Here is a 26,571-nt window from a genome sequence, read left to right as displayed (position 1 = left end):
AACACTATGCGCGCGTCGCTTGATGGGGAGATCCGGCGCGCGCCTCACCCGGCGGACCTGAGTTGTCCGCTGTCCGTCGGGCTTGCCGGGTGCGTGCCCAGCACCCGGCAAGATATTCTGCATTCCATGGGCTTTGTTTGGATAATGTGTTTAAATCCCAAGGGAAAAGGAGCCAGATCATGAGCCGCCGTCTGTTGATCGTCGAAGATGACGCTGACACCAGGGATTTCATTGCCAAAGGGTTTGGCGAAGAAGGCTATGTTGTCGAAACGGCTGCTGATGGCCGCGAGGGATTGTACCACGCAACGGATGGCGGGTTTGACGCCATTGTGCTGGACAGGATGCTTCCCGGTCTGGACGGGCTGTCCCTGATCAAATCCCTGCGTGCAGCAGGGCTGAAAACACCGGTCTTGATGTTGACGGCCATGAGTGCAGTGGACGAGCGCGTCAAAGGATTGCGATCAGGCGCCGACGATTATCTGGTCAAGCCCTTCTCGTTTCAGGAACTTCATGCACGGATCGAAGCCCTGTTGCGACGTCCGCAGGAATCCGAGGAAACGCCGACTCTGACCTGCAAGGATCTTGAAATGGATCTTCTGACCCGCAAGGTTACGCGGGACGGCCATGAGATCACGCTGACGCCCCGTGAATTCCAGATCCTTGAATTCTTTCTGCGCCGCAAGAACCGTGTCGTGTCGCGTACCATGCTGCTTGAGGGCGTCTGGGATTATCATTTCGACCCGAACACCAACGTTGTGGATGTTCACATCTCAAAGCTGCGCCGCCAGTTGGATGAAGGCGGAGACACACCTTTGATTGAAACTGTTCGCGGAGCAGGTTACATGATGTCCGATGGATAACCTTCGGCTTTCCCTTAATAATTCACGAACAAGACTTGTCGCCACCAGCATGGTGCTAAGCACGTTCCTGACCGCGTCCGTGCTGGCACTGGTCTATGTGACGGCCAACAGAAGCATCGAATCCGAGACCCGATCAGTCGTGTCCGCCGAACTGACCGGGCTTGCAGATGAATATGAACGGCGCGGGCTGATCGGGCTGATCACAGCGATCGAACGCCGTCTTCCAAGCGCGCCCGACCGAGACGCGCTGTATCTTCTGGCGGATCGGCAAGGCGTCAAGCTTGTGGGTAACCTGAAAACATGGCCGGTCAATGTGACCGCCGGAAGCGGTTGGGTCGACCTTGAGCTGCGCAGGGCTGACAATGACCAACTGGTGCCTATCTCGGCGGCATCGATCCGCCTGCCCGGTGGCGAACGCCTTCTGGTGGGACGGGATGCGGCGGCCCGTCAACAATTCGACCGTGTATTGTTCCGATCTCTGGCACTGGCGCTAGGGATAGCATTTGTTCTGAGCGTGATCACCGGCTGGCTGTTCACACGCCTGGTGTTTTCACGCCTGTCGGACATTGCAAGCACAGCCGAAAACATCGTTTCCGGCGATCTTTCCAAAAGGATGCCCCTGCGCGGAACCGGGGACGAGTTCGATCAGGTCTCTGGAACGCTGAACAACATGCTCGACAGGATCGAAGAGCTGGTCAGTAATCTGCGCACCACCTCAAACTCTATCGCACATGATTTGCGCTCTCCTTTGTCCCGCCTTCGTCAACGGGTCGAATCCCTTTCCGAGCCCGGCAAAAGCGATCTGGACCGCGAAATCGACATTGCGCGGGCAACGGGAGAAATCGACCATGTTTTGCGGGTCTTGGGGCAGCTTACCGAAATTTCGCGGGCCGAGGCTGGTCTGGGTCGCGAGCAATTCGAAGACATTGACTTGCAGCAACTGGTTGGCGATGTCGTAGAGCTTTACGATCCGGTGGCCGCGGATCAGGACATCCGTCTTGAGGTTACGGGCTCTGCCCCAGCCATTCAGGGGCACCGGCCCCTCCTCTCGCAGGCTCTTTCCAATCTGCTGGAAAACGCTATGCGCTATGCACCGGCAGATACCGCAATCACGATCTCAATCGGTACCCAAGGCGGATTTGCAAAATTGCGGGTTCGGGACCGTGGTCCGGGTGTTCCGCCCGGAGAGTTGGATCGCCTTCAGCTTCCGTTCGTCACGCTTGATCCGGCGCGCACGGAACGCAATGCGGGATTGGGGCTCGCGCTGGTTGCCGCGATTTCTCATATGCATGGCGGGACATTCGCAGCCCGAAACTGCAACCCAGGTTTGGAAACCACGATCAATCTGGCAATTCAGAGTTAACCCGGCAGTCCGTTTACCGCCAATATCATGTTTTTATAACGTTTATCCTCGGTGACATCCGCACCGAACCAATCCGGTGGGACATAGGCATTTGCGGCTTCACTGGTATGGAATTCAACTTCAACCAAACACAGGGGTTCCAGGCCGCCTGAGAAAACATCCAGCTCGAACTGGTGGCCGTCCGGCATTTGATCCGTGTAACGTACCTTCTCGACCCGGCGTCCTCGAGTTTCCGGCCAGAAGGTTTCAAACTGGTCCCGGGTTATCTCTGTCTCACGCTCAACACGTACAAGATCACCTCCCCCTTTCAAGGTCAGGAAAAACACATCGTTCCTTTGTCGCAGGCGCAATTCGGTCGAATCCTCCGGAGAGGTAAGATAACCCTGACGCACCACTGCTTTTTCTGCGCGGCTCAAGTCCGGTAAATTTGCCACCAGAAACTTGCGCTCTATTTCTGTGCTCATCGGAGCGCCCCCACTCTTTCTTCCAGCTCATCGAACTGCGCCCGGTATGCTTGCCAGCCGCGCCGCGACCTGCGTAAGTATTGGCAAAGGCCCGATGCTGCGCCATTGAAAAGAACGCCCGCAGCTTATCTGATGCATATTGTGTTTGTCGAAAATGCTAACCGGTTGACCAAATAACCGCTCGAACAGGGTTGTGGGAATGGCAGGAAAAAGGATTTCATCGGCGGCTCGAGAAAGGACCCCAGACGCACCCCCAGAATCGCGATTGCACAGCAAAACCTGCCGACCGGTTTGCACACAGACATAGGCAAGGTTCACGGAAGTCTCGGTTTGTCCAACACCGCCCTTATTGCAGTAAAAGGCAATGATTTTCATTCCTTACTCCTTTTTGTGGTGAAACAGACTGCGGAACATGTGCCGGATTTCTTGCCCGTCAAACTGATGGAAACTTGCGACAACGCGCTTTCTTTCCGTCTTTTGGTGTTGATCAAGCACAGCGATTAGGCCGCCCACGGACAAACCGATCTGCGCGTCCACGCGGCCTTGCGTATCGGCGCGAGACGCAACAAAGGTCATCAACGCATCTTGCTGAACAGAATAGTCGTTGAACAAACCAAGACTATCCTGAAGTTTTTTCAATGGCTTAAGGATCATTTTCAAACCATTCCAATCGAATAATGGGGCAAACAATTCCATCAGATATCTTAGTTTTTTGCATTCGATACGAAGGTCATGCACCGTCCTGTCTGGTTTATCGTCGCTTATGCCGCGCGCCAGTTTGCACACCTTGCGATAGCGCTTCCAGATTAGCGCGCAGGCATAGTCATACGCACCGAGATGCGCGTTTGGCCCAAGGTCCAAGTGATCTGAACCTGCGAACATTGCGGTCAGGTCGGTCATGGACGTCGTGTAGTCGGCGCTGCGCAACCAGCGTGACAGGCGCAGTTGCTCTTGTGTACGTTCCGTTTGAAACTGATCAAACATCTCGGACAGTCCTGAGTGAAGATTCGGCGGGATAAGATTGAAATACTTGTCTTTTTCCAGAAGGTAGACATCCAAATCACGCAGAGGTCCAGTACGGGTCATGAGGTCGGAAAAGACCCGCTTCAGCTCGGCCGTCTGGGCTACGGACAACACACTCTTGAACAGGCTGATCACTGACCTGATCTTGCGCAACGATACCCGGTAATCGTGCAAAAACTCAGTGTCGATATCAGCGATCACGCCCTCTTCGTTTTGCCGCGCAACCCGCAGATATGTTTGAATGATTTTTGCAGCGACTTCGCAGGAAGGTTCTGCTTGACCAATCTTCAATTCAGGCTTGGCCTGATAGGGAACCATGTCTGGAACCAGGCTGGAATAGAGCGTTTCAATATCATGAACACCGCCCGTAATGCTGGCGATAGAGGAACAGACCGACTGATAAGCCTTCTTGTACCCGCGCAACTTCTGAATTCGTACAATAGTCGCCTGCCCTGATGGCGTCGACATGTACGTTAAAGTTCCCCTGACTTTTGTCTTTTGCAGATCATCTAGTACGGCAAAGGTCTGAACCTTGATCTCCCCAACACCGATCTGCGTCAGCGCCCGCAGTTCAGGAAAGTCGTTCAGCGCCTTCTGAACCGGCCCTTCTGGCAAGTCCCGCGCAAACCGCAGATACCCCGAGTATTGCTGAGACAAAGGGCCATGATCCTTCCGCAGCAGGTGCAACATCCCGCCAGTATGGATCAAAGCACGACCGGAGGCGCGCAATGACTGATCGTGACAATCGAGCAATGCGAAAGCTGCGACGGAACTATCGGGTGAAGCTTTTGGGGAAAACCCGGCAATGGCATGTGCCAGTGCCGTTTCGTCAATCTTCGCTGGGAAAATGAACTGATCGCCTGACGATCTGGTCATGATAGGCCTTTCCAGTTCAAACTCAGAAACCCCTTTACAGGTTTCTCAACGGTCATTTGCGCGCCCGCCCCTTTGTTTGGTGGGCTGCCCCAACGCCATTCTGGGTTTTCTTGTTCAGTCTCGGCGGAACCCGAAAGGACATCAAGGCATTATGACTGCGACCGAGTGTATTCACGGGGTGACAGGCCCCGGGCGCCGAAGTAAGACACCGCTATGAGCGAACCAGTATCTTCAATCCGAAACCTTGGCCCCGCCTTTGAACAGGCCTGCGCCCGTGCTGGTATTCATTCGGCCGAGGCGCTGCGTGAACTGGGGCCGGACGAAGCCTATGCTCGCCTGTTGCGCGCCGGCACCAGGGCGCATTTCATCGGATATTACGTTCTGGTGATGGGATTGCAGGGCCGGCCGTGGAACGACTGCAAGGGCGACGAGAAAAAAGCCCTGCGCGAAAGGTTCGACGCAATCAAAGCCGGTAACGCGGCTGCCCCCGAAAACCAGATGATTGCAGATCTGGACGCTATCGGAGTTCGTGTTGCACAAAAGGACCTAAAGCAGGTCTGAACGAACAAGGCCGCACCCAACCAAGGATGCGGCCCCAATCTGTCAGCAATGGCTGTGGCTTAGCCGACCAGCTCAATGCCCGAGAAGAAATATGCGATTTCAACCGCTGCGGTTTCCGGAGCGTCCGAACCGTGGACCGAGTTTTCACCGACCGATTCCGCGAACTCGGCGCGGATGGTGCCGGGTGCTGCGTCTGCAGGGTTGGTTGCGCCCATGACTTCACGGTTCTTTGCAATGGCGCCTTCGCCTTCCAGAACCTGAACAACAACCGGAGCCGACGACATGAATTCGCACAGTTCGTCATAGAACGGACGTTCGGCATGAACGTCATAGAACTTGCCAGCCTGAGCTTTGGTCATGTGAATGCGCTTTTGCGCCACAATGCGCAGGCCAGCTTCTTCGAACTTGGCGTTGATTTTGCCGGTCAGGTTGCGGCGGGTTGCATCGGGTTTGATGATCGAGAATGTGCGTTCCAGTGCCATGTCGGCCTCTCCTTATAATGTGACGCGGGACCCGCGCCGAAATCCATCGCGCGCCGGGTATCACGGACTTTGGCCCATGAAAAGTGTAATGATGCCTTGCCCGTGGCTTTGCAATTCAGATTGTGTCCGGCAAAGGGTCGACGCGGTCCAGTCGACGGACGTAAAGCACCGCCAGTAAGCCAGCAAAGCTACACGCCCACATCATGCCCAGTACCAGATACGGCCCATTTTCGGGGCAAACGAACGCGCCGGTCATTGAGGTCAGAACAGCGCCCAAAGCCACGATCATTGCCCCCGACAGCCCTGCCGCGCTTCCTGCCAGTCCGGGGCGTACTGACATGACGCCAGCCGCGGCATTGGCATTGGTCAAACCGTTGCCAAAGCCGACACAGATTGCCGAGCCGAAGAAGACCCAGACCGATCCCAGATCAGCGAGAAACAGCATCAATCCACAAAACGGCCCGGTCGAGGCCACGATCCGCCCTGACAAGATCATTGTCGTCAGGCGCGTCCGGGCCGCAATCTGACCGGTGACAAAATTGCCAACCATGAACCCGCCGGTGATGATGCCAATCCCCAGCCCCAGCATTGCAGGGCTCAGGTCGAACCACGCTGCAGCAACCAGCGGCGCACCGGTGATAAAGCTGTAGAACCCTCCAATCGAAAACGCTGCGCATAAGGCATAGCCCCAGAACCTGCGGGCACGGAACAGATGGGGATACTCGCGCAGTTGGGCACCAAATGTGGACGAGCGGTTGGTGTTGGTCTCGCCCATGTCGAACCAAAGCAGCACCAGCAACCCTGCCCCAAGCAATGAGTACAGGACAAACCCCGAGCGCCAACCGAAAAGCATATCCAGCGCCCCACCCAACATCGGCCCAAGCATCGGGGCCAAAGCCATGGCCATCGCGACGTAACCGAGTTTGCTTGCCGCCTCATTCGGTGCGTAACGGTCTCTGATCGACGCGCTGGACAGGACCGAGCCCGCGACAACAGCAGCCTGAAGCAGACGGAAGCCAAGAAAAACCCAGATCGATCCAGCCAATGTGCATCCGATCGACGCAAGGACAAATATTGATATACAAATCAAAAGGATAGGTCTGCGACCAAAGCGATCCGATAAAGGGCCCATAATCAGTTGCAATACTGCCGAAACCGCCAGATACCCCGCGACCGACAGGTTCATCAGACCGTAATCCACAGCGAAATCTTCACTCATATGTGCCAGCGACGGCAGGAACATGTTGAGCGTCAGTACAGACAGCGCCGTAGCAAAGATCAACGCGATCAGGGATGGAGGCGTCCGGGCCGCGCGCATGTGGAAACCCGTTTCAAAAAGCAAACGAGACAGCGCTAACACATTGCTTGACACTTGAAAATGCCAAGCCGCTGGCGGCGGCATCACACCTCTGCTAAGAGCGCTCCATGTTACGGATCGAAGACATCACCTATGCCGTTGAAGGCCGCCCATTGTTTGATGGCGCCAGCGCAACCATACCAGACGGTCACAAGGTTGGCCTTGTGGGCCGGAATGGCACGGGAAAGACCACGCTTTTTCGCCTGATCCGCGGGGAACTGGCGCTGGAATCGGGCAATATTTCGGTCCCCAAGCGCGCCCGCATTGGCGGGGTCGCGCAAGAGGTCCCCTCGTCCAACGTTTCGCTGATCGACACTGTTCTGGCCGCTGATACCGAACGCAGCGCCCTGATGGCCGAGGCTGGCAACGCAACAGATCCCACGCGAATTGCCGAAATCCAGACGCGGCTGGCCGATATCGACGCCTGGTCGGCCGAGGCCCGCGCGGCCTCGATCCTCAAGGGGTTGGGGTTTGACGACGCAGACCAGTTGCGCCCCTGCTCGGATTTCTCGGGCGGTTGGCGGATGCGAGTGGCCTTGGCGGCGGTTTTGTTCTCGCAGCCGGATTTGTTGCTGTTGGACGAACCGACCAACTATCTGGACCTCGAAGGCGCGCTGTGGCTGGAAAGCTATCTGGCGAAATATCCGCACACGGTCATAATCATCAGCCATGACCGGGGCTTGCTGAACCGCGCCGTAGGGTCGATCCTGCATCTGGAGGATCGCAAACTCACCTATTACGCCGTGCCTTATGACAAATTCGCCGAACGGCGGGCGGAACGTCTAGCGCAGGCGGAATCCGAGAATGCAAAGGCCAAGGCCCGCATCGCACACCTGCAAAGCTTTGTGGATCGCTTCCGCTACAAGGCGTCAAAAGCCGTACAGGCCCAATCGCGCCTGAAGATGATTGAACGCATCCAGTTGGTCTCAACCCCGCAAGAGGCCGCGCTGCGTGCGTTTTCCTTCCCCGAGCCCGAGGAACTGTCGCCACCGATCATCCAGATTGAAGGCGGTGTGACGGGTTATGGCGAAACCGAAGTACTGCGCCGCCTGAACCTGCGCATCGATCAGGATGACCGCATCGCGCTGCTGGGCAAGAACGGTCAGGGTAAATCGACCCTGTCCAAACTGCTGTCAGACCGCCTGCCCCTGATGGCAGGCAAGATGACCCGCAGCAACAAGCTGCGCATCGGGTATTTCGCTCAGCATCAGGTGGACGAGCTTTATGTGAACGAAACGCCACTGGACCACCTGCGCCGCCTGCGCCCGGACGAGGCGCCGGGCAAGTGGCGCTCGCGTTTGGCGGGGTTCGGCCTGAACGCAGCACAGGCGGAAACCGAGGTTGGCCGCCTGTCGGGTGGGCAAAAAGCACGCCTGTCGCTGCTGCTGGCCACCATCGACGCACCGCATATGCTGATCCTCGATGAACCGACGAACCATCTGGATATCGAAAGCCGTGAGGCGCTGGTCGAAGCACTGACCGCCTATTCCGGCGCTGTCGTGCTGGTCAGCCACGACATGCACCTTCTGTCGCTTGTTGCCGATCGGTTGTGGCTGGTCTCGGACGGTACGGTCAAATCTTATGACGGTGACCTTGAATCCTACCGGGCCCTTTTGCTGGCGCGTGACAAGCCGGTGAAAGAAAAGCCGCAAACAGAGAAGCCCAAACGTGCCTCGCGCGATACCATGCAGGCACTGCGGGCGGACCTGCGCAAATGCGAGGACCGGGTCGAGAAACTGACAGAGATGCACGACAAGCTCGCGGCAAAACTGGCCGACCCGGCGCTTTACGAAGACGACAAGATCAACGATCTGGAAACCTGGAACCGCAAATTCGCCGAGGTGGTCGAGGCCATGCAAAAAGCAGAAGCGCTTTGGATCGCCGCTGCCGAGCGACTGGAACAGGCAGAAACGGTATGAGCGATCCCGTAGTTGAAACCAAAGCGATGATCGCGGGAATGCACCCCGAAATTCAACCCGACGAATTCGCATTTGTGGTCTGGCCCGAAGATATCGACTGGCCCGACGGGACACGCGCCAGTTATGTCGAGGCCGAAGGGCTGTCTTTAATCGTTCCGATCCGTTGCGCATCAAAAGAGGCGGTTGCTATGCGTTGTATCACGCTTCAGGTGCACTCCTCGCTGGAAGGCGTGGGTCTGACCGCTGCGGTCTCGGGGGTGTTGGCACAGGCCGGAATTCCGGCGAACATGGTTGCGGGCTATCACCACGATCATGTTTATGTTCCCTCCGGACGGGCCGAAGACGCCCTAAAAATTTTGAAACATCTGCAACAGAGTAGCAAAGAGTGATTGACACCGCATTTCTGATCACTGCGTTCACAACGCTTTTCGTGGTTCTTGATCCACCGGCGCAAACCCCGATTTTTGTGGCCCTGACCCAGAACATGGATTGGCACACGCGCCGCTCTGTCGCGATACGCGCGTGCCTGACGGCAGGCGGCATTCTGGCCATGTTCGCGGCCTTTGGCGAAGCGTTGCTGGGTTTTGTCGGCATCTCGATGGAGGCGTTTCGCGTTGCGGGAGGTGTTCTTCTGTTTCTGACCGCGCTCGACATGCTGTTTGAACGCCGGACCAAACGTCGTGAAAACAGTGCCGAAGAAGAAGAACATCCAGACCCGTCAGTGTTTCCGCTGGGCATCCCACTGATTGCAGGGCCCGGTGCGATTGCCACCATGATCCTGCTGGCCGGTCAACATCCCGGCATTCAGGGTCTGGCGGTTGTCATCGGCGTTATGCTGGTCGTTCTGGCAATGGTTTTTGTGATGTATCTTTCATCAGGGGCCGTGGCACGGCTTTTGGGGAAAACCGGGCTGAATGTGTTGACCCGGCTTCTTGGGATGCTGCTGGCTGCATTGTCTGTTCAGTTTATTCTTGATGGCCTCAAGGCCTTTGGATTCGCATCTTAAGCCCCCATATTAACAAGGTTAAGGGGATTTCCGGGAACCGCATGGACAGTTTCGATATTGGACGCCTGATCTATCTGGCCCTGCTGGGGGCGGCGCTGCTGATGTGGTTTGTCACGCATAATCGGCAGTCGCTTGGCAAGACGTTTCAGCAGGTCATGGCATGGGTGTTCATTTTTGTCGGGGTCATTGCACTGGTCGGTCTGTGGGAGGATATTCGTTCCTCGGTCGCTCCCGCGCCGCGGATGAGTGTCACCGGTAACTCGGTTGAGGTTCCCCGCGCTTATGATGGCCATTATTACCTTCCGGTTCTGGTGAATGGTGAGCTGATCACCTTTCTTGTCGACACCGGTGCCAGCCAGATCGTGTTGAACGCGCGGGATGCCAAACGGGCAGGCATTGATCCCGATCAGCTGAACTATTTCGGGCGCGCCTTGACTGCAAACGGTGAGGTGCGTACCGCGCCGGTGCGGCTTGAGACCCTGACGATAGGACCCATTACGGATCAGAACGTTTCGGCCTGGGTCAACGAGGGCGAACTGGATAAGTCTCTTTTGGGGATGGAATATCTGCACCGTTTTTCAAGCATTCAGTTTGCGGATGGCAAGCTGATCCTGTCCCGTTGATGCTCCTCACCTCTTGAGAACAAAAGTGGAACATGATAGCTTGCGGGCATGTCTGCTCAGCTTCTTGGTCCCAAACCTGCACGTCAGATCCCGGGGATAAATCTCCATTCGCAGATCACCCTGCAACCGGGTCGCGTGCACGAGGCTTGCGGACCTGCCCGACGCAGCTTTGCCATCTGGCTGGCCGGTCAGACACAGGGTCCCGTGCTGTGGATTTCCCCCGCGTGGGAGCCCGCTCAACTGAACCCCGACGGAATTATGGCCTTTGCTGATCCGGCGCGTTTTCTGTTCGTCCACCCCACCCGCGCCGAAGATCTGCTATGGTGTATTGAAGAGGCGCTGCGCAGCGGGGCCATCCCGCTGGTCATAGGCGACCTGCCCGGCGCGCCGGGGCTGACGCCGGTGCGGCGGATGCATCTGGCCGCAGAACAAGGCGGTACGATGGGCCAAGCCCCGCTTGGCTTGCTGCTGACGCCCGGTGATGGCGGCGCACAAGGGGTTGAGACACGCTGGCACATGGCCGCCGCCCATCAGGGAGATACCAGACACTGGACCCTGACCCGCCGCCGCGCCCGCGCCCTGCCCCCGGTCAGCTGGCAGGCCACTCAGACTGCTGCCCGCACCGGTCTGCACCTGAAACGCATTGAAACAGAGGACATTCTGACGTGAAGCCGCAAGGATCACGCAAGATGTGACTCGCCAAACTCCGGATCGCACCCTAGCGTCGCCGCATGAGCCATCCGATCCATGACAGCCGCTATTCCTGGATTCGCCTTCTGATCACGCTCGCCATCGCAACTGTGGCGAATGTAGGGATGTGGGCGGTCATCGTGGTCATGCCTACTGTCGAAGCAGAATTCGACGCCAGTCGCGCCGAAGCCTCGATGCCATATACGCTTACGATGATCGGATTTGCGCTGGGCAATATGTGGCTAGGACAACTGGTGGACCGGCTGGGCGTGACACGCGCCCTGATCGGTGCCGCTGTATTAAGCGCCTTCAGCTATCTATTGGCAACGCTGGCCCCGAATATAACACTACTATCTGCGGCGCATCTGCTGGTCGGGCTGGGAACATCGATCGGGTTTGGCCCCTTGATCGCCGATATCTCGCACTGGTTCATGAAGCGGCGTGGGTTCGCCGTCGCATTGGTGGCCAGCGGAAACTATATCTCTGGCGCAATCTGGCCCACCCTGCTGTCCGGCATTCTGTTACGGGATGGCTGGCAACAGGTCTACCTGACATTGGCGCTATTGACGCTGCTGATTGTCATCCCCCTGTCCTTGCTGTTGCGTCGTCAGGTCCCGGTCGAAGCACACAGCACAGCCGCGGCCACAGCCCAGATCAACGCGCGCACTGTCGGCGTTTCACCACGCGTGTTGCAGTACATTCTTGGTCTGGCCGGCATTGGATGTTGTGTCGCAATGTCCATGCCACAGGTCCATATCGTGTCGTATTGCGTCGGGCTGGGATATGGCCCCGCAGTGGGGGCTGAAATGCTATCGCTGATGCTGCTAGGTGGCGTCGCCAGCCGTATTCTCTCGGGCCTGTTGGCCGACCGTCTGGGCGGCGTCATGACGCTCTTGATCGGCTCAGTCTTGCAGTGCATCGCGCTGTTCCTGTTCCTGCCATATGACGGGATGGTCTCACTTTACGTGATCAGCTTGCTATTCGGTCTGGCGCAGGGTGGCATCGTGCCCAGCTACGCTTTGGTTGTCCGCGAATACATGCCGCCGCAAGAAGCCGGTGCGCGAGTCGGATTCGTCCTGATGATGACCATCCTTGGCATGGCGCTTGGCGGATGGATGTCAGGCTGGATTTACGATGTCACCGGAAGTTACCAACTGGCCTTCGTCAACGGAATTCTTTGGAACGGTTTGAACATTGCCATCGTTCTGATGTTGATCAAAAGATCCCGCCCCAGACGGGACACGGTCATGGCATGACACACCTGTCCCGCCGCTTGGTGCTTGCAGGGATGGTGGCTCTGCCTTTGGCCCGTACCGTGCAAGCCGGGTTGCAGCCATACATTTTGTCAACGAAAACCACCGTGGTTGGTTTTACCTTTGATCTGTCTGGCATTCCCCAGACCGGTTCAATGCCGATCCGGCAGGCTGACGTACAGATTGACATGCACCGCCTGCAAAACAGCCAGGTCACAGTGGTTCTGGATGTTAACATGGCCAAGACTCGCTTGCCCTTTGCCCGCATGCCAATGCTCGGTCCCAGTGTATTGGACACCAAAACCTTTCCGACAATTCAGTTCGTATCGACTGACATTCAACTGGGCGCGGATGGGCGCATATCGAATGGTGCTCGTATCACGGGGGAACTGACAGTTCGCGGTATCACGCGCCCGGTCACCTTGGAGGCCAACCTCTACCGCCAGCCCGGAACAGCCGCGAACGACCTGAACCGCCTGTCCATAGGTTTGACGGGGACTTTGAACCGGCACGACTTCGACGCTTCGGGCTATCATGATCTGGTCGGAAAAAACGTCGGACTGAACATCCATGCCGAGATCATTCGCGCAACCTAAACCACAAAAAGCAAAAAATGACTGGATAAAGTCGAATAGATGCGCGCATTGTCCGGTGACGCCGCCTATCTGAGAAAACCATGCGCACGATCATTTCATTTGCCGCTCTGTTTCTTTCGGTCATTCTGCTTCAGCTTTCAACGGGCGGCGTCGGGCCACTTGATGCCATTTCCGGAATCACACTGAACTTCTCGACCGAACAGATCGGTATGCTGGGTTCGGCACATTTCCTCGGCTTTTTCATAGGTTGCTGGTGGGCGCCGCGACTGATGGGCAGCGTCGGGCATTCCCGCGCATTTGCTGTATGCACGGCGCTGGGCGCGATGGGATTGATCGGGCACACCCTGACAGACAATCCTTATGTATGGGCGGCGTTGCGCATCGCCTCGGGCACATGTGTGGCAGGTAGTTACACCGTCATCGAAGCCTGGCTGAATGCAAAAGTGACCAATGAGACACGTGGACGAGCCATGGGCACCTATCGCATCGTCGATATGGGTGCCTCGCTGAGTGCTCAGTTGATCATCGCCGTCCTGCCACCCGCCTCGTATGTTTCCTATAACCTCCTGGCGATCCTGTGCTGCGCCTCGTTGCTGCCGCTGACGCTGACACGCGCAAGTCAACCGAGGACGCCTGACGCACCTCGGCTGCGCCCGAAACTGGCTTGGCACAGTTCGCCATTGGCCGTTGCAGGCGTCATTGTTTCTGCACTCAGCTCAGCATCTTTCCGAATGGTCGGGCCCGTCTACGGTCAGGAAGTCGGGCTGGGAGTGGATCAAATCGCCTTCTTCCTAGCTTCTTTCGTTCTGGGCGGCGCACTGGCGCAGTATCCGATGGGATGGCTCGCGGACAAATACGACCGGCGCTGGGTCTTGATCTGGCTTTCGGTCGCGGCGGTACTAAGCTGCGGGGTCACAATGGCGGCAAGCGACACGGGAACCGTCGGTGTCATGCTTGCAGCGGCGCTTTTTGGGTTCACGACATTCCCGATCTTTTCAGTATCATCCGCACATGCCAACGATTTTGCGACAACCGAACAAAGGGTCGAGTTGTCTGCCGCCTTGATGTTCTGGTACGCGCTGGGGGCTATTGCGTCACCCTATATCACGTCAACACTGATCCAGGATTTCGGCCCCAGCGCGCTGTTTGCATTTGTTGCGGTCGGCCACGTATTCCTGATCGGCTTCGGCCTGGCCCGGATGCGGTCGCGTCCGACACCCGCGGAAAGAACCAATTACGTCTACGCACCACGTACATCCTTTACGGTCGGAAGGTTGCTGAAACGCGCCCGCGAGGAATGAAAAGCGGACCCGCAGCCCTGCATTGCGCAGAGTCTGCGTATTGGCTGACCACAGTCTGACAGTATTACAACGGCCATCGGCGGCTTGGTCGTCCCATCAGGCGCGCGTTACAAATCAGAGTTATTCCAGTCATCTACGAAACCGGGCTTTTGCTGAGCGGTGACTTAGGTTAGACGAACGCGCAGTTAGATATGCGGAAACGGAATATGGCTCGGATTCTCATCACTTCGGCGATCCCTTACATCAATGGGATCAAGCATCTCGGCAATCTGATCGGCTCGCAACTGCCTGCCGACTTGTATGCACGCTACCAGCGTGGCCGGGGGAACGAGGTCATGTTCCTGTGCGCCACAGACGAACACGGCACCCCGGCCGAACTGGCCGCTGCCAAAGCTGGAAAGCCGGTGGCCGAGTATTGCGCGGACATGTACGAAATTCAGGCCGACATCGCCAAACGTTTTGGGATGAGCTTTGATCACTTTGGCCGCTCATCCAGCGAGCAGAATAAAAAGCTGACCCAACATTTTGCCGGAAAGCTGGATGAGGCCGGGTTGATCCGCGAGGTCACGGAAAAGCAAATCTATTCCAACGCAGATGGTCGCTTTCTTCCCGACCGCTATATCGAGGGCACCTGCCCCAATTGCGGATACGAGAACGCACGTGGCGACCAGTGTGAAAACTGCACCAAGCAGTTGGATCCGACCGACCTGATTGAACCGCGCTCGGCCATTTCGGGCTCGACCGATCTGGAAGTGCGTGAGACCAAGCACCTCTATCTGCGCCAGTCGGGAATGAAGGATCAGCTGGATGCCTGGATCGACAGCAAAACTGACTGGCCGATCCTGACCACATCCATTGCCAAGAAATGGCTGCATGATGGCGACGGGCTGCAAGACCGGGGGATCACCCGCGATCTGGACTGGGGCGTTCCGGTCAAGAAAGGCGATCAGGACTGGCCCGGTATGGAAGGAAAGGTCTTCTATGTCTGGTTCGATGCGCCGATTGAATACATCGCCTGTGCCAAGGAATGGGCGGATTCGACCGGGAAACCCGATTCCGAGTGGGAACGCTGGTGGCGCACCGATAAGGGTGCGGACGATGTGCGATATGTCCAGTTCATGGGCAAGGACAACGTGCCGTTTCACACGCTTTCTTTCCCCGCCACTATTCTAGGGTCGGGCGAGCCGTGGAAAATGGTCGACCACCTGAAATCCTTCAACTACCTGAATTACGACGGCGGCCAGTTCTCGACCTCGCAGGGGCGTGGCGTTTTCATGGATCAGGCGCTCAAGATTCTGCCAGCCGACTACTGGCGGTGGTGGCTGCTGAGCCATGCGCCGGAAAGCAGCGACAGCGAGTTCACGTGGGAGAACTTCCAACAATCCGTGAATAAGGATCTGGCCGATGTTCTGGGCAACTTCGTCAGCCGCATCACCAAGTTCTGTCGCTCGAAATTTGGTGAGGTGGTGCCAGAAGGCGGTGAGTTTGGCGAGCGTGAGAACGCTCTGATCAATGAACTTACCAAACGCGTCCGTGCTTATGAGGCGCATATGGAAGCAATGGACGTCCGCAAGTCGGCTCAGGAACTGCGGGCCATCTGGGTGGCTGGCAATGAATACCTGCAAGCTGCGGCGCCGTGGTCAACCTTTAAGGAAGACCCCGAAGGGGCCGCTGCGCAGGTGCGTCTGGGCCTGAACCTGATCCGGTTCTATGCGGTGCTCAGCGCGCCGTTCATCCCTGATACCTCGGCCAAGATGCTAAGCGCCATGAACACGCTTGATACCAGCTGGCCGGAAGACGTAGCCGCAGCGTTGAACGCGCTACCCGCGGGTCACGACCTTACCGTGCCAGACGTTCTGTTCGCCAAGATCACAGACGAACAGCGCGAAGAATGGCAGGCAAAATTCGCTGGTAAACGCGGCTGACCACCCTGATATTCGGATACTCAAACGGGGGCCGTTGGCCCCTGTTTTCGTTCGGCACCTCGGAACGGGCCGACACCTAAACCAGCTTACTTGCTCAAATTTTTGGCGTCATCGCGAACCACCTCGGGATTCATCGCGCTTGAGAAATCGTGGTAAACAAGCCATCCTGCAAACAAGTTTTGTCGACTCGCGCGATTGTGACCGCCGGGATGGACACCAATTGTTTCTGAAATGCACGAGGCTTTCGCCATGTCCCAAGTTTTCCCTTTTCCAACTCAGGCCCGCAATCCAATTGCCACCGCATTATTGCTGATATCCCTGGGACTGGCCCAACCTGCAACTGCACAGGACGAAGGAGCGGCACCGAAAGTTACGATTGCGGCCGCCTACACCGAAGAAATCACCGACGAGGCTTCCTTCATAGGGCGCGCTCAGGCGATCAATAAGGTCGACATCGTCGCCCGCGTGAACGGTTTTCTCAACAGCCGAAATGTCGAGGATGGGGCAACGGTCAAAGAAGGCGACCTGTTGTTCACCATCGAACCGGACCTTTACGAAGCGACATTGGAGGCCCGAAAAGCTGATCTGAACCGGGCCGAGGCAAATCTTGAGTTGGCCAAGGTTGACCTGGCGCGTAAGGAAGAGCTTTACAAGCGCGACGCGACACCTGAATCCGAACGTGACATCGCGCGGGCAAACGAACTGGTCGCCGAGGCTCAGGTCAAGGCCGCAAATGCAGCGATCCAGCAGGCCGAACTGGACCTCAGCTATACACAGATCCACGCGCCTTTTGATGGGCGTATCGGCAGCATCACCACCAGTGTCGGCGATGTGGTAGGCCCGACCAACCCCCCGCTGGTGAACATTGTCAGCGAGACGCCGATCTATGTGAATTTCTCGCTCAACGAAAAAATCTTCACTTCGGTTCTTCAGACCGTTGGCGCAAATTCCGCCTCTCTTGCTGACAGCCCGCAAAGCCCCAATGTGCATATCACGCTGCCAAATGGAACCAAGTTGGATGAAACGGGCAGGATCGTATTCGTTGACAATCGTATCGACCCGTTGACCGGTGCGATCACAATGCGCGCCCAGTTCGAAAATGCCGACCGTTTGATCCTGGATGGTGCATTCGTGAACGTGCAGATTGAAGCGCTGCAACCAACCCTGCAAGTTCTGGTGCCGCAAGCTGCACTGCAACGCGACCAGCGTGGTGACTTTGTTCTTGTAGTAAACGACAAACAGATGGTGGAGCAGCGATACATCACCACAGGCAACACGGAAGGTACTGCCATCATCGTTACGGAAGGCTTGCGTGAGGGCGAAAGCGTGATTGTCGAGGGCCTGCAACGGGTCCGCCCCGGCGTGGCTGTTGACGCGGTCGTCGCCTCTGAACAGCCGGGAGAGTAATCGATGTTCTCAGCCCTGTTCATCAGCCGGCCAAAGCTGGCGTTTGTCATCTCGCTGGTGCTGACCATCATGGGTGGCATCGGCTATCTGGTGCTGCCGGTCGCGCAGTTCCCGGACATTACCCCGCCCGTGGTCAACGTCTCCACCAAATACACCGGCGCAAATGCGGAAACAGTGGAGAACACCGTTGCCGCACCGATCGAGGCGCAGGTCAACGGTGTGGACGACATGATCTACATGACATCCAGATCGTCTGACAACGGCTCGTATTCGTTGGACGTAACCTTCGAAGTTGGCACCGACCCCGATATCGCCTCGGTCAACGTGCAGAACCGGGTGGCGCAGGCAATGTCGTCGTTGCCCGCCGAAGTGACATCTTCGGGCGTTGTCACACAAAAATCGTCGACCAATATGCTGATGCTGGTCACGCTGACCTCGCCCAATGGCACCTATGACAGCGTGTTTCTTTCCAACTATGCCTCGATCAACCTGCGCGATGCGCTGGCGCGTGTGCAAGGCGTGGGTAAGGCTGATGTTCTGACCAACCTTGAATACGCCATGCGGGTCTGGATGGACCCTGACAAGATGGCCGCCCTGTCCATCACACCAGGTGATGTGATCAACGCGATCCGCGAACAGAATATCGAAGTGTCTGCAGGCTCGATCGGTGCACCGCCTGTGCCCGAAGGGCAGACCTTTCAATACACGATCAAATCCAAAGGTCGACTGACATCCGCCGAAGAATTTGGCGATATCGTGATCCGTACCGGAGATGCTGGCGCAATTGTCCGCGTAAGGGACATCGCCCGAGTTGAGCTTGGCGCACAGTTCTACTCGGCATCCGGCTATTTTCAGGCCGTGCCTGCCACCGTCATCGGCATCTATCAAGCCCCCGGCGCAAACGCCCTCGCCGTTTCAGAGCGCGTGCAGGCGGAACTGGAGCGGCTGTCCCGCGCATTCCCGTCGGATGTCGAATATGATGTCCCCTTCAACACGACCGACTTTGTCGAAGCCTCGTTGAATGACGTTGTTTCCACACTGATCCTGACCTTCACACTTGTGATCTCGGTCGTTTTTGTGTTCCTGGGAAGTTGGCGCGCGACGATCATCCCCGCGGTTGCCATCCCGGTCTCACTGATCGGCACGTTTGCTTTCTTGCTGGCCTTCGGCATGTCGTTGAACACGATCTCGCTGTTCGCGCTGGTATTGGCCATTGGGATCGTGGTTGATGACGCCATCGTCGTGGTCGAAAACGTCGAGCGCATCATCGCTGATGAGGGGCTGCCCCCAGCCGAAGCCACCCGTAAGGCGATGGGGCAGATCACAGGCCCGGTCATCGCGACCACGCTGGTATTGCTGGCGGTATTCGTGCCCGTGACCTTCATGCCGGGCATCTCAGGGCGGCTGTACTCTCAGTTCGCTGTCACGATCTCGACCGCTGTTGTGATCTCGTCCATCAACGCGCTGACACTGTCGCCCGCGCTGTGTGGGCTGGTCCTTAAGGCCCGCTCAGGGCCGCCCAAAGGGCTGCTTGCACTGTTCGAAAACTTCATTGGTGGCGTTCGCAACGGCTATGTCGCCATTGTTCGCAAACTGCTTGTCTTTCCGGCTATCGCGCTGGCCATCGTGGTTGGGCTCGGTATGGGAACAGGGGCAATCATGTCGAACACGTCCGCCGGGTTCATCCCACTGGAAGACAATGGCTATCTCTTTGTCGACGTGCAACTGCCTGACGCCGCGACACTGGAACGGACCGAGGCCGTGACAAAGCGCCTCGATGACCAAATACGCGAGATCCCGGGTGTGTCCAGCACCGTTCTGATCAATGGCTTTTCATTGCTGAACGGCACAATCACCAACGGCGCTGCCATCTTCGTGAACCTCGACAACTGGAGCGAACGGCAGGAGGAAGACCTGAGCGCCAAGGCCATTTTGGCCAAGGTGCTGGCCATCGCGAATAACGAGACCGCAGCCTCGACCGTTGCCTTCAACCCGCCACCAATTCAGGGTCTCGGCATGTCTGCCGGGGTTGAGATGGAGGTGCAGCAAACCGGTGGCGGTTCACCGCAGGATCTGGCATCGGCTGTGGGGTCGTTTGTCTATTCGGCCAACCAACGACCCGAGATCGGGCAAGCCTATACGACATTCCGTGCTAACGTTCCGCAGCTGTTCGTGGATCTGGACCGCGAGAAAGCCAAGACACTGGACGTCTCGGTGGCTGAAATCTTCCAAACCATGCAGGCCCAGCTGGGGTCGTATTATGTCAACGACTTCAACCTGTTTGGTCGCGTCTATCGCGTAATGATCCAGGCGGAAGGCAGCTATCGCGACAATGTCGATGACATTGCCAGCCTCTATGTGCGTTCACAGAAGGGCGACATGGTGCCACTGGGTACCCTGATTGACGTGGAAAACGTTTTGGGGCCGGTTCTGCTGAAACGGCATAACCTGTTCCGGTCGGCAACGGTGACAGCGGTGCCAGCACCGGGCCTGTCCAGCGGCGATGCGATCACCGCGATGACAGAGGTCTCTGCTTCGGCTCTGCCGCCGGGATACTCGTTCGAATGGACAGGAACGGCACAACAACAGTTGGCGTCAGGCAGCCTGGTGATCGTCATTCTGGGGCTGGCTATCCTATTCGGTTACCTGTTTCTGGTTGGACAGTATGAAAGCTGGACTATGCCGGTCTCGATCCTGCTGTCAGTGGTCGTGGCCCTGTTCGGGGCGGTGGCGGCAGTTGCCATCGTTGGCAGTGATATTAACCTTTATACACAGATCGGTATGATCATGCTGGTGGGTCTGGCCTCGAAGAACGGCATTCTGATCGTCGAGTTTGCAATGGAACAGCGCGCCAAGGGTCTTTCGATCAAGGAAGCTGCCGTCGAGGCCGCTCATCAGCGGTTCCGCGCTGTTATGATGACTGCCCTGTCTTTCCTGCTAGGCGTCGTACCGCTGCTGGCTGCCAATGGTGCGGGTGCGGCCAGCCAGAAAGCCATCGGTGTCGCCGTGTTCGGTGGCATGTTGGCCGCGACGCTGGTTGGCGTGATCGTGGTGCCTGTCCTCTACGCCCTGATGCAAAGCATGCGTGAGTGGCTGAAAGGCAGTAAAAACGATCCCGGCCCTTCAGAAGAAGCGGCCTGATCCGATCAAAGCCCCGCCCATCAGCGGGGCTTTTTTCTGGCGTCAGTCTGGTCTTCCGCACCGCCGTTCAGAGAGTTCGCGGATCACCACCTTTGCCTCTGGTGTCGGTGCCTGCTCGACCCGGCGATAATCCGATCCATCCCGGTTCCGTGTCAGCAGCCCACAGGAGATCATGGTCCGGCGCAGGGTTGCAGGGTCATCAAAACAATGTTCGGCATTGAGGCACGCGTTGACCTCACCCTCTTGCAGCACCGCGGCTGCCGGTACCGCAGACCAGAGCCCCCACAAGGACAAAGTCTGCACCGATCGTTTTGACGGCCATTGCCGAAGTCTGCCTTGTGCGTCGAACAGGTGCAATGTGCGCTCAACCGTGCGCATGTCAGCTGCCGGTTGTTTCGGACGGGCCTTGATCCGCCTGGCAGCAGCGCTGGTGGCGCGCATATGTTGCACGTTCTGAAACCCGGCGGCACGGGCGACCATGTTCATCAGGTTCAGGTGCGACGGGCTGGAGTCGCCAAGTTGTTGGGACAGGATACGCACGAATCCGGTCAGATCATCGGCGTGCAAGGGTACAGGAGTTTTGCTCATCACAAATCCATATCGGGCGTTTTGCGCGATCGTTGGTCGCTGACTTGACGAAACAACGCCCTGATGGTTGCGATAGTTTCACATACACTGGCAGGTTTAGCACTCTGGGTAAGAGCAGCGACGCCTCGGTGTCTGCCGACCGTATCCAACGGCTAGCACAACACTCATCACCCGCCAAGAGGATAGAAAGATGGATCAGGTCGAGCCGGGGGCCAGCCGTTCAGCCATCCAGCCGTCGATCCGCGCGATCTGCTCGGCATTCAGTCGCAGGCCCAGCTTGTTGCGCCGCCAGACGACATCTTCGGCGGTCCGTGCATATTCCTTGTCGATCAGCCACGCGACTTCCCGCGCGGTCAGGGTTGCGCCAAAATCCTCGCCCAGATCAGTCAGTTGTTGCGCATCCCCAAGGACATCTGTTGCTTCGGTTCCATAGGCCCTGATCAGGCGTGCAGCCCAGGCGGCACCCAGAAAAGGATACGCGGCCTGAAGCTGATCAGTCAGGGCTTCAACAGCGTCAACCGGAAAGTCACCGCCCGGCAGCGCCACACCAGCGGTCCAGGGGCCCGGCATATTCGGAAAGAATTCACCAACCTTCTCCAAAGCACTTTCCGCAAGCCTGCGATAGGTGGTGATCTTGCCGCCAAACACGTTCAATACAGGCGCCCCACCCTGCGCATCGACTTTCAGCGTGTAATCTCGCGTTGCTGCGGTGGCACTGCTGGCACCGTCGTCATAAAGCGGCCGCACACCGGAATAGGTCCACACAACATCTTCGCGGGTCACAGCGCGCTTGAAATACTTCGATGCGAAAGCGCACAGATACTCCTGCTCGGCCTCGGTACAGACGGGTTTCGTGTCAGGGTCTGGGTGATCCTGATCCGTTGTGCCGATCAGGGTAAAATCCTGCTCGTATGGTATGGCGAAAATGATGCGGCCGTCTTCGCCTTGAAAAAAATAGCACTTGTCGTGGTCATACAGCCGGGGCGTCACAATATGGCTGCCCCGAACAAGCCGAACACCCTCGCGTGAGTTGACACGGATCTTGGTCTGGATGATGTCACCGACCCAAGGGCCACCCGCGTTGATCAGCATTCTGGCCCGGACAAGACGGGTTTCGCCGCTGTTGCGATTACGAATGGATATCTGCCAAAGGTCGTCCACCCGCTCGGCCGAAATCACCTCGGTTCGCACCATGATCTGCGCACCGCGCGCCTCGGCGTCGCGGGCATTCAGGACCACCAACCGTGAATCTTCGATCCAGCAATCAGAGTATTCATAAGCCGTTTCGAACTTGTCCTGTAACGGGACGCCTTCCGGAGCCGATCGCAGGTTCAGTGATGTGGTGCCCGGCAGAATTTTGCGGCCACCCAGATTGTCATACATGAACAAACCCAACCGGATCAGCCAGGCCGGACGCCGCCCCCGCATCCACGGCATGACCGTGCTGAGCAGCCGTGAGGTCGGCGTTTCCGAGTCAAACCGCATGTCCTTGTGGTAGGGCAGCACAAAGCGCATCGGCCAGCTGATATGCGGCATCGCACGCAACAGGGTTTCACGCTCGATCAGGGCCTCACGGACTAGACGGATTTCGAAATACTCCAGATAGCGCAAACCGCCATGAAACAATTTCGTCGAGGCTGATGACGTGGCCGAGGCCAGATCATTCATCTCTGCCAAAGCAACTGACAGCCCGCGACCAGCAGCATCCCGAGCGATGCCGCAACCATTGATCCCGCCCCCGATGATAAAAAGGTCCGTTGTCTGAACGTCCGCTGACTGCATGCCAATGATTCCTTGTCAGGATGGATGACAGGCATTTGCCAGAACATCCTTCGTATGGTCAATGTTTATGTTCGAATTTTTTCGCTTTGCAACACTAACCTGAAATCTCCTAATACCGTTCTTGCAAAATCGGCCAAAAAGAACAAAAACGAAAGAAACACTTCAAGTTTGGAAACACCATGTCCCTGTCTTTTCGCCAATCTGACATTCTGGACATTGCCGGGGCCGAAGGCCGCGTCACCGTTGACGGGTTGGCCGAAAGATTTGGTGTCACGGTCCAGACGATCCGGCGCGACCTGACCGAGTTGGCCGAGGCAGGTAAACTGGATCGGGTGCATGGCGGCGCGGTGCTGCGCTCGGGCGTGTCAAACATCGGATATGAAGACCGCCGTGCCCTGAACGCCGACGCCAAGACCCGTATTGCGCAGGCTTGCGCCACCGATATCCCCGACGGCGCATCGATCTTCATGAACATCGGAACCTCGACCGAGGCCGTGGCGCGGCAATTGCTGAACCACAAGAATCTGATGGTTGTGACCAACAACATCAATGTCGCAAACATTCTGATTGAGAACCCGGATTGTGAGGTCGTCATGGCCGGTGGCGTCCTGCGGCGCACCGACGGCGGGTTGATCGGGAACCTGACTGTTTCGACCATTCGGCAATTCAAATTTGACCTTGCCGTAATCGGCTGTTCAGCTTTGGACACTGACGGAGATCTTCTGGACTTCGACTTTCAGGAGGTACAAGTCAGCCAGACCATCATTGCGCAGGCACGCCGCACATTTCTGGTTGCCGACTATTCCAAGTTTCACCGCTCGGCCCCGGCGCGCATCGCTTCTTTGGCTGAAATCGATGCGATTTACACGGATGCGCCGTTACCTGGCGATCTGCACCTGCGCGGTCAGGAATGGCAAACGGACATCGTCCTGTGTAACTAGCGGACATTAAGAATAGTCTCCAATTTACCGCGCCGCTTGCCAGATGCCACCCGGCCTGACACTATCGTTTGCATAAAGATATGTGCACGGGAGGGGAGCACCGGGCCATGATTGCGTTTTTATTTGCATTACTTACTGCCACGATGGGGCTCAACTATTTCAACATGACAAAGGCAGGCAATGCGCTGTTCTTCCTTACGATTGCCCTGAGTATCTACTGGTTGAAATTCCACGCCACCAGTCAGCTGACAATTCAGCTTTGAGGGCCTCATCATGACACCCGAACTGTCACGTACACTAAACGCGATCGGAATGCTGGCCGTCAGTCTCGTTCTGGCGCTGGCGTTCTTCTATCAACTTGTCCTTTACGAACTGCCCTGTCCGCTTTGCCTGTTGCAGCGTGTCGGCTTTGTAGCCGTCGGCGTCGGGCTGGGCCTGAACCTGCTTTATGGCGCGCGACCGCAGCACTATGCCATCATGCTCATTGCCGCTTTGTATGGCGGCAGTGTTTCGATCCGGCAAATCCTGTTGCACATTGTGCCTGGAACCGGCCATTACGGATCGCCCGTTCTGGGGCTGCATTATTACACTTGGGCGGGCATCGCCTTTTTCCTTGTCCTGCTGGGTACGTCGTTCATGCTGCTGTTTGATCGCCAATATGACTCGGGCGCGGCCAGCGAGGTACATTTTGGGGGAAACAAGCTGGCCAAAACCGCCTTCTTTGTCATGCTGGCACTTGCCGTACTGAACGCTGGTTCAACTCTGCTGGAATGCGGACCGGGCATTTGTGATGACCCGCCAACGGACTACAAGTTGATTGACGAACTGAAAACGAATGACTGAGGATACCCTAACCTTCCCCTGATGGAGGCACACACATGGGACTATTGGGCCAGCCGCTGGGCTATTATGACTATCTGACATTAGTCGCGCTGATCCTGCTGCTTGCAGCAGTTATGGCGCTGTTCCTGTTCATTATGGGCCTTCCGGGGCGGATCGCGATCAAACGTAATCATCCCCATGCCGAAGCCGTAAAGATCATGGGATGGATGGGGTTTTTGGCTGTCGTGCCTTGGGTTCACGCCTTCATGTGGGCTTTTCACGATGGCGTCACGGTCGATATTCGCCGGGGCCCGGACGAGGAAAAAGATGCCATTCGCGATGAAATCAAACGCCTGGGCGGCAAGGTCAAACCCGAATACCAGGATCGTCTGGACACAGATGACACACAACCCAGTTAAGACCGAAGGACCCTAATTCCTATGTTCGTCGCCCTCGGCATCACGCTGTTCTACATCATTTTCGTCTGGCTCATTTTTTTCAAGCTGGAATGGCTGAAGTTCAACATTGCCTGGGGCATTGTTTCGTTCTGGGTGGGTGCACATCTGCTGTTGATCTTCCTTGTGGCATTGCGCTTCTTTCAGCCGTTTTCAGCAGACAGCCACGTGGTACGTTCGACCATACAGATCATCCCCAAGCTGACACAGCCGACGATCCTGTCCGAGGTACTTGTCGAACCGAACACACCGGTAACAAAGGGAGATCCGCTGTATCGGTTCGATGATACGGTGTTTTCGCTGGCGGTCGATAATGCGCAGGCCCAGTTGGTGGCGGCACAGCAGAACGCCAAAATCCTTGAACAGGATGTCATTGCGTCGACCGAAGCTGTCGAACGGGCCAATGCGCAATTGGCCTATGCGCAAACCCAACAGGCGCGGTATGAGAATCTTGTTCCGGCCGGAGGCGCCCGTCAGGACGATCTGGATCGATGGAACGAACAGGTGACGGAAGATCAGGCCGCCGTCAAACAGGCTGGGGCCAACCTGACCAAGGCTCAACTGGCGCTGGAATCGCAGATTGACGGCGTGAACACGGGCATCCTTCAGGCGCAGGCGCAATTGGCCGAAGCCGAGTATTTTCTGGAAAACACAACAATCTATGCGCCTGAAAATGGCATGATCGTCTCACAGCAGGCCCGCCCCGGATTGGTAGTCGGTGACGTCCGGTTGGGTGCGATTGCCAGCTTCGTGACCGAAGAAAGCCCTTATATTCTGGCAACTTTCCGCCAGCAAAACCTGAAATTTGTCGAACCGGGACAAGAGGTCGAAGTCGCGCTTGATCTTTATCCCGGTGAAATCCTGACGGGCAAGGTCGAAGCGATCTGGTGGGCGACCCGGCAAGGGCAACTCATCCCGTCGGGCCGCCTGCCCGGTTTCGAGCTGCCCAAACTGCCCGGTCGGATTGCGGTTCAAATCACCGTCGATGTGCCAGAAGACCACATTTTCCCAGCGGGCGGCCATGCCGCTGTGGCGATCTATACAGGTCAAGGCAAGAGTTTTGAGTTTCTGAGGCGCATCAACATCCGCCTCTATTCTTTCGCCAACTTCATCCGACCTCTGGATATCTGAGGATG

Annotated in this window: 26 protein-coding genes; 19 read left to right on the top strand and 7 right to left on the bottom strand. The window is 57.0% G+C overall.

What is annotated here, in order from left to right:
• Positions 1–179 precede the first annotated feature (179 nt).
• Positions 180–860, top strand: coding sequence for a response regulator transcription factor (locus tag ACR0BZ_RS13180; RefSeq protein ID WP_267366336.1), 681 nt, complete (start codon positions 180–182; stop codon positions 858–860).
• A gap of 49 nt (positions 861–909) precedes the next feature.
• The gene (locus ACR0BZ_RS13175; protein WP_480920429.1) at positions 910–2,223 is read left to right on the top strand and encodes a sensor histidine kinase; all 1,314 of its coding nucleotides are present in this window, start codon (positions 910–912) and stop codon (positions 2,221–2,223) included.
• Here ACR0BZ_RS13175 and ACR0BZ_RS13170 read toward each other — a convergent pair.
• Genes ACR0BZ_RS13170 through ACR0BZ_RS13160 form a run of 3 tightly spaced genes read right to left on the bottom strand, consistent with a single transcriptional unit; the run spans position 2,220 to position 4,325 of the window.
• Entirely contained in the window at positions 2,220–2,687 is a 468-nt protein-coding gene (locus ACR0BZ_RS13170; protein WP_480920428.1) for a CYTH domain-containing protein, read from the bottom strand. The genes ACR0BZ_RS13175 and ACR0BZ_RS13170 overlap by 4 nt on opposite strands.
• A 27-nt stretch (positions 2,688–2,714) precedes the next feature.
• A complete protein-coding gene (locus tag ACR0BZ_RS13165) occupies positions 2,715–3,062 on the bottom strand; it encodes an AAA family ATPase (RefSeq protein ID WP_480920427.1) in 348 nt (115 codons plus the stop codon).
• Between the two features lie 3 nt (positions 3,063–3,065).
• Positions 3,066–4,325: a CHAD domain-containing protein gene (locus ACR0BZ_RS13160; RefSeq protein WP_480920426.1), complete on the bottom strand. Its 1,260-nt coding sequence runs from the start codon at positions 4,323–4,325 to the stop codon at positions 3,066–3,068.
• A gap of 474 nt (positions 4,326–4,799) precedes the next feature.
• Between ACR0BZ_RS13160 and ACR0BZ_RS13155 the strand changes: the two genes are divergently transcribed.
• A complete protein-coding gene (locus ACR0BZ_RS13155; protein ID WP_267364152.1) occupies positions 4,800–5,147 on the top strand; it encodes a TfoX/Sxy family protein in 348 nt (115 codons plus the stop codon).
• Between the two features lie 59 nt (positions 5,148–5,206).
• Here the strand turns inward: ACR0BZ_RS13155 and ndk are convergent, their stop codons facing one another.
• Both ndk and ACR0BZ_RS13145 read right to left on the bottom strand, forming a co-directional pair.
• Positions 5,207–5,629, bottom strand: coding sequence for a nucleoside-diphosphate kinase (ndk, locus tag ACR0BZ_RS13150; protein ID WP_008757405.1), 423 nt, complete (start codon positions 5,627–5,629; stop codon positions 5,207–5,209).
• Between the two features lie 115 nt (positions 5,630–5,744).
• Positions 5,745–6,947, bottom strand: a complete 1,203-nt coding sequence (locus ACR0BZ_RS13145) for a multidrug effflux MFS transporter (protein WP_480920425.1) — start codon at positions 6,945–6,947, stop codon at positions 5,745–5,747.
• Positions 6,948–7,054: 107 nt separating this feature from the next.
• Between ACR0BZ_RS13145 and ACR0BZ_RS13140 the strand changes: the two genes are divergently transcribed.
• The 11 genes from ACR0BZ_RS13140 to ACR0BZ_RS13090 all read left to right on the top strand — a co-directional run bounded on the left by ACR0BZ_RS13140 (position 7,055) and on the right by ACR0BZ_RS13090 (position 20,847).
• Positions 7,055–8,905, top strand: coding sequence for an ABC-F family ATP-binding cassette domain-containing protein (locus tag ACR0BZ_RS13140; RefSeq protein WP_480920424.1), 1,851 nt, complete (start codon positions 7,055–7,057; stop codon positions 8,903–8,905).
• On the top strand, positions 8,902–9,294 hold the full coding sequence (locus tag ACR0BZ_RS13135; RefSeq protein WP_480920423.1) for an ACT domain-containing protein: 393 nt from the start codon (positions 8,902–8,904) through the stop codon (positions 9,292–9,294). The genes ACR0BZ_RS13140 and ACR0BZ_RS13135 overlap by 4 nt, the downstream gene beginning before the upstream one ends.
• Positions 9,291–9,911 carry a MarC family protein gene (locus tag ACR0BZ_RS13130; protein ID WP_209504138.1) on the top strand — a complete coding sequence of 207 codons (621 nt, stop codon included), beginning with the start codon at positions 9,291–9,293 and terminating at the stop codon, positions 9,909–9,911. The genes ACR0BZ_RS13135 and ACR0BZ_RS13130 overlap by 4 nt, the downstream gene beginning before the upstream one ends.
• Positions 9,912–9,952: 41 nt before the next feature.
• Positions 9,953–10,534: a retropepsin-like aspartic protease family protein gene (locus ACR0BZ_RS13125; protein WP_480920422.1), complete on the top strand. Its 582-nt coding sequence runs from the start codon at positions 9,953–9,955 to the stop codon at positions 10,532–10,534.
• 48 nt (positions 10,535–10,582) lie between these two features.
• Complete coding sequence (locus ACR0BZ_RS13120) at positions 10,583–11,203, top strand: ImuA family protein (protein ID WP_480920421.1); 621 nt, start codon at positions 10,583–10,585, stop codon at positions 11,201–11,203.
• A gap of 62 nt (positions 11,204–11,265) precedes the next feature.
• Positions 11,266–12,480, top strand: a complete 1,215-nt coding sequence (locus ACR0BZ_RS13115) for an MFS transporter (protein WP_480920420.1) — start codon at positions 11,266–11,268, stop codon at positions 12,478–12,480.
• Positions 12,477–13,073, top strand: coding sequence for a YceI family protein (locus ACR0BZ_RS13110; RefSeq protein ID WP_480920419.1), 597 nt, complete (start codon positions 12,477–12,479; stop codon positions 13,071–13,073). The genes ACR0BZ_RS13115 and ACR0BZ_RS13110 overlap by 4 nt, the downstream gene beginning before the upstream one ends.
• 80 nt (positions 13,074–13,153) lie before the next feature.
• Positions 13,154–14,374 carry an MFS transporter gene (locus ACR0BZ_RS13105; protein ID WP_480920418.1) on the top strand — a complete coding sequence of 407 codons (1,221 nt, stop codon included), beginning with the start codon at positions 13,154–13,156 and terminating at the stop codon, positions 14,372–14,374.
• A 206-nt stretch (positions 14,375–14,580) separates the two neighbouring features.
• Positions 14,581–16,299 carry a methionine--tRNA ligase gene (gene metG / locus ACR0BZ_RS13100; RefSeq protein WP_480920417.1) on the top strand — a complete coding sequence of 573 codons (1,719 nt, stop codon included), beginning with the start codon at positions 14,581–14,583 and terminating at the stop codon, positions 16,297–16,299.
• 249 nt (positions 16,300–16,548) lie between these two features.
• Positions 16,549–17,706: an efflux RND transporter periplasmic adaptor subunit gene (locus ACR0BZ_RS13095; RefSeq protein ID WP_480516752.1), complete on the top strand. Its 1,158-nt coding sequence runs from the start codon at positions 16,549–16,551 to the stop codon at positions 17,704–17,706.
• Positions 17,707–17,709: 3 nt separating this feature from the next.
• Positions 17,710–20,847 carry an efflux RND transporter permease subunit gene (locus ACR0BZ_RS13090; RefSeq protein ID WP_480920416.1) on the top strand — a complete coding sequence of 1,046 codons (3,138 nt, stop codon included), beginning with the start codon at positions 17,710–17,712 and terminating at the stop codon, positions 20,845–20,847.
• 42 nt (positions 20,848–20,889) lie between these two features.
• Here ACR0BZ_RS13090 and ACR0BZ_RS13085 read toward each other — a convergent pair whose 3' ends face one another.
• Complete coding sequence (locus ACR0BZ_RS13085; RefSeq protein WP_480920415.1) at positions 20,890–21,435, bottom strand: DUF2087 domain-containing protein; 546 nt, start codon at positions 21,433–21,435, stop codon at positions 20,890–20,892.
• Between the two features lie 195 nt (positions 21,436–21,630).
• Positions 21,631–23,217 (bottom strand): glycerol-3-phosphate dehydrogenase, encoded by a 1,587-nt coding sequence (gene glpD / locus ACR0BZ_RS13080; protein ID WP_480920414.1) that lies wholly within the window; start codon positions 23,215–23,217, stop codon positions 21,631–21,633.
• A gap of 179 nt (positions 23,218–23,396) precedes the next feature.
• Between glpD and ACR0BZ_RS13075 the strand changes: the two genes are divergently transcribed.
• The 5 genes from ACR0BZ_RS13075 (at position 23,397) to ACR0BZ_RS13055 (ending at position 26,566) form a co-directional block, all read left to right on the top strand.
• Positions 23,397–24,158: a DeoR/GlpR family DNA-binding transcription regulator gene (locus ACR0BZ_RS13075; protein ID WP_480558590.1), complete on the top strand. Its 762-nt coding sequence runs from the start codon at positions 23,397–23,399 to the stop codon at positions 24,156–24,158.
• A 107-nt stretch (positions 24,159–24,265) separates the two neighbouring features.
• Entirely contained in the window at positions 24,266–24,421 is a 156-nt protein-coding gene (locus ACR0BZ_RS13070; RefSeq protein WP_480920413.1) for a DUF5993 family protein, read from the top strand.
• Positions 24,422–24,431: 10 nt separating this feature from the next.
• A complete protein-coding gene (locus ACR0BZ_RS13065) occupies positions 24,432–25,001 on the top strand; it encodes a disulfide bond formation protein B (protein WP_480485871.1) in 570 nt (189 codons plus the stop codon).
• Between the two features lie 35 nt (positions 25,002–25,036).
• Positions 25,037–25,399, top strand: coding sequence for a DUF3302 domain-containing protein (locus ACR0BZ_RS13060; RefSeq protein ID WP_480485873.1), 363 nt, complete (start codon positions 25,037–25,039; stop codon positions 25,397–25,399).
• 21 nt (positions 25,400–25,420) lie between these two features.
• Positions 25,421–26,566, top strand: coding sequence for an HlyD family secretion protein (locus tag ACR0BZ_RS13055; protein WP_480920412.1), 1,146 nt, complete (start codon positions 25,421–25,423; stop codon positions 26,564–26,566).
• Positions 26,567–26,571: the final 5 nt, after the last annotated feature.

The sequence above is a fragment of the Ruegeria sp. P8 genome, from assembly GCF_056534665.1.
This window is presented reverse-complemented; position numbering and strand designations above follow the sequence as displayed.

What these genes read in the sequence shown, in the direction of transcription:
- ACR0BZ_RS13180 (WP_267366336.1), top strand. Translation starts at nt 180, where the DNA reads ATGAGCCGCCGTCTGTTGATCGTCGAAGATGACGCTGACACCAGGGAT.
- ACR0BZ_RS13175 (WP_480920429.1), top strand. Translation starts at nt 910, where the DNA reads ATGGTGCTAAGCACGTTCCTGACCGCGTCCGTGCTGGCACTGGTCTAT.
- ACR0BZ_RS13170 (WP_480920428.1), bottom strand. Translation starts at nt 2,687, where the DNA reads ATGAGCACAGAAATAGAGCGCAAGTTTCTGGTGGCAAATTTACCGGAC.
- ACR0BZ_RS13165 (WP_480920427.1), bottom strand. Translation starts at nt 3,062, where the DNA reads ATGAAAATCATTGCCTTTTACTGCAATAAGGGCGGTGTTGGACAAACC.
- ACR0BZ_RS13155 (WP_267364152.1), top strand. Translation starts at nt 4,800, where the DNA reads ATGAGCGAACCAGTATCTTCAATCCGAAACCTTGGCCCCGCCTTTGAA.
- ndk (WP_008757405.1), bottom strand. Translation starts at nt 5,629, where the DNA reads ATGGCACTGGAACGCACATTCTCGATCATCAAACCCGATGCAACCCGC.
- ACR0BZ_RS13145 (WP_480920425.1), bottom strand. Translation starts at nt 6,947, where the DNA reads ATGCGCGCGGCCCGGACGCCTCCATCCCTGATCGCGTTGATCTTTGCT.
- ACR0BZ_RS13140 (WP_480920424.1), top strand. Translation starts at nt 7,055, where the DNA reads ATGTTACGGATCGAAGACATCACCTATGCCGTTGAAGGCCGCCCATTG.
- ACR0BZ_RS13135 (WP_480920423.1), top strand. Translation starts at nt 8,902, where the DNA reads ATGAGCGATCCCGTAGTTGAAACCAAAGCGATGATCGCGGGAATGCAC.
- ACR0BZ_RS13125 (WP_480920422.1), top strand. Translation starts at nt 9,953, where the DNA reads ATGGACAGTTTCGATATTGGACGCCTGATCTATCTGGCCCTGCTGGGG.
- ACR0BZ_RS13120 (WP_480920421.1), top strand. Translation starts at nt 10,583, where the DNA reads ATGTCTGCTCAGCTTCTTGGTCCCAAACCTGCACGTCAGATCCCGGGG.
- ACR0BZ_RS13115 (WP_480920420.1), top strand. Translation starts at nt 11,266, where the DNA reads ATGAGCCATCCGATCCATGACAGCCGCTATTCCTGGATTCGCCTTCTG.
- ACR0BZ_RS13110 (WP_480920419.1), top strand. Translation starts at nt 12,477, where the DNA reads ATGACACACCTGTCCCGCCGCTTGGTGCTTGCAGGGATGGTGGCTCTG.
- ACR0BZ_RS13105 (WP_480920418.1), top strand. Translation starts at nt 13,154, where the DNA reads ATGCGCACGATCATTTCATTTGCCGCTCTGTTTCTTTCGGTCATTCTG.
- metG (WP_480920417.1), top strand. Translation starts at nt 14,581, where the DNA reads ATGGCTCGGATTCTCATCACTTCGGCGATCCCTTACATCAATGGGATC.
- ACR0BZ_RS13095 (WP_480516752.1), top strand. Translation starts at nt 16,549, where the DNA reads ATGTCCCAAGTTTTCCCTTTTCCAACTCAGGCCCGCAATCCAATTGCC.
- ACR0BZ_RS13090 (WP_480920416.1), top strand. Translation starts at nt 17,710, where the DNA reads ATGTTCTCAGCCCTGTTCATCAGCCGGCCAAAGCTGGCGTTTGTCATC.
- ACR0BZ_RS13085 (WP_480920415.1), bottom strand. Translation starts at nt 21,435, where the DNA reads ATGAGCAAAACTCCTGTACCCTTGCACGCCGATGATCTGACCGGATTC.
- glpD (WP_480920414.1), bottom strand. Translation starts at nt 23,217, where the DNA reads ATGCAGTCAGCGGACGTTCAGACAACGGACCTTTTTATCATCGGGGGC.
- ACR0BZ_RS13075 (WP_480558590.1), top strand. Translation starts at nt 23,397, where the DNA reads ATGTCCCTGTCTTTTCGCCAATCTGACATTCTGGACATTGCCGGGGCC.
- ACR0BZ_RS13070 (WP_480920413.1), top strand. Translation starts at nt 24,266, where the DNA reads ATGATTGCGTTTTTATTTGCATTACTTACTGCCACGATGGGGCTCAAC.
- ACR0BZ_RS13065 (WP_480485871.1), top strand. Translation starts at nt 24,432, where the DNA reads ATGACACCCGAACTGTCACGTACACTAAACGCGATCGGAATGCTGGCC.
- ACR0BZ_RS13060 (WP_480485873.1), top strand. Translation starts at nt 25,037, where the DNA reads ATGGGACTATTGGGCCAGCCGCTGGGCTATTATGACTATCTGACATTA.
- ACR0BZ_RS13055 (WP_480920412.1), top strand. Translation starts at nt 25,421, where the DNA reads ATGTTCGTCGCCCTCGGCATCACGCTGTTCTACATCATTTTCGTCTGG.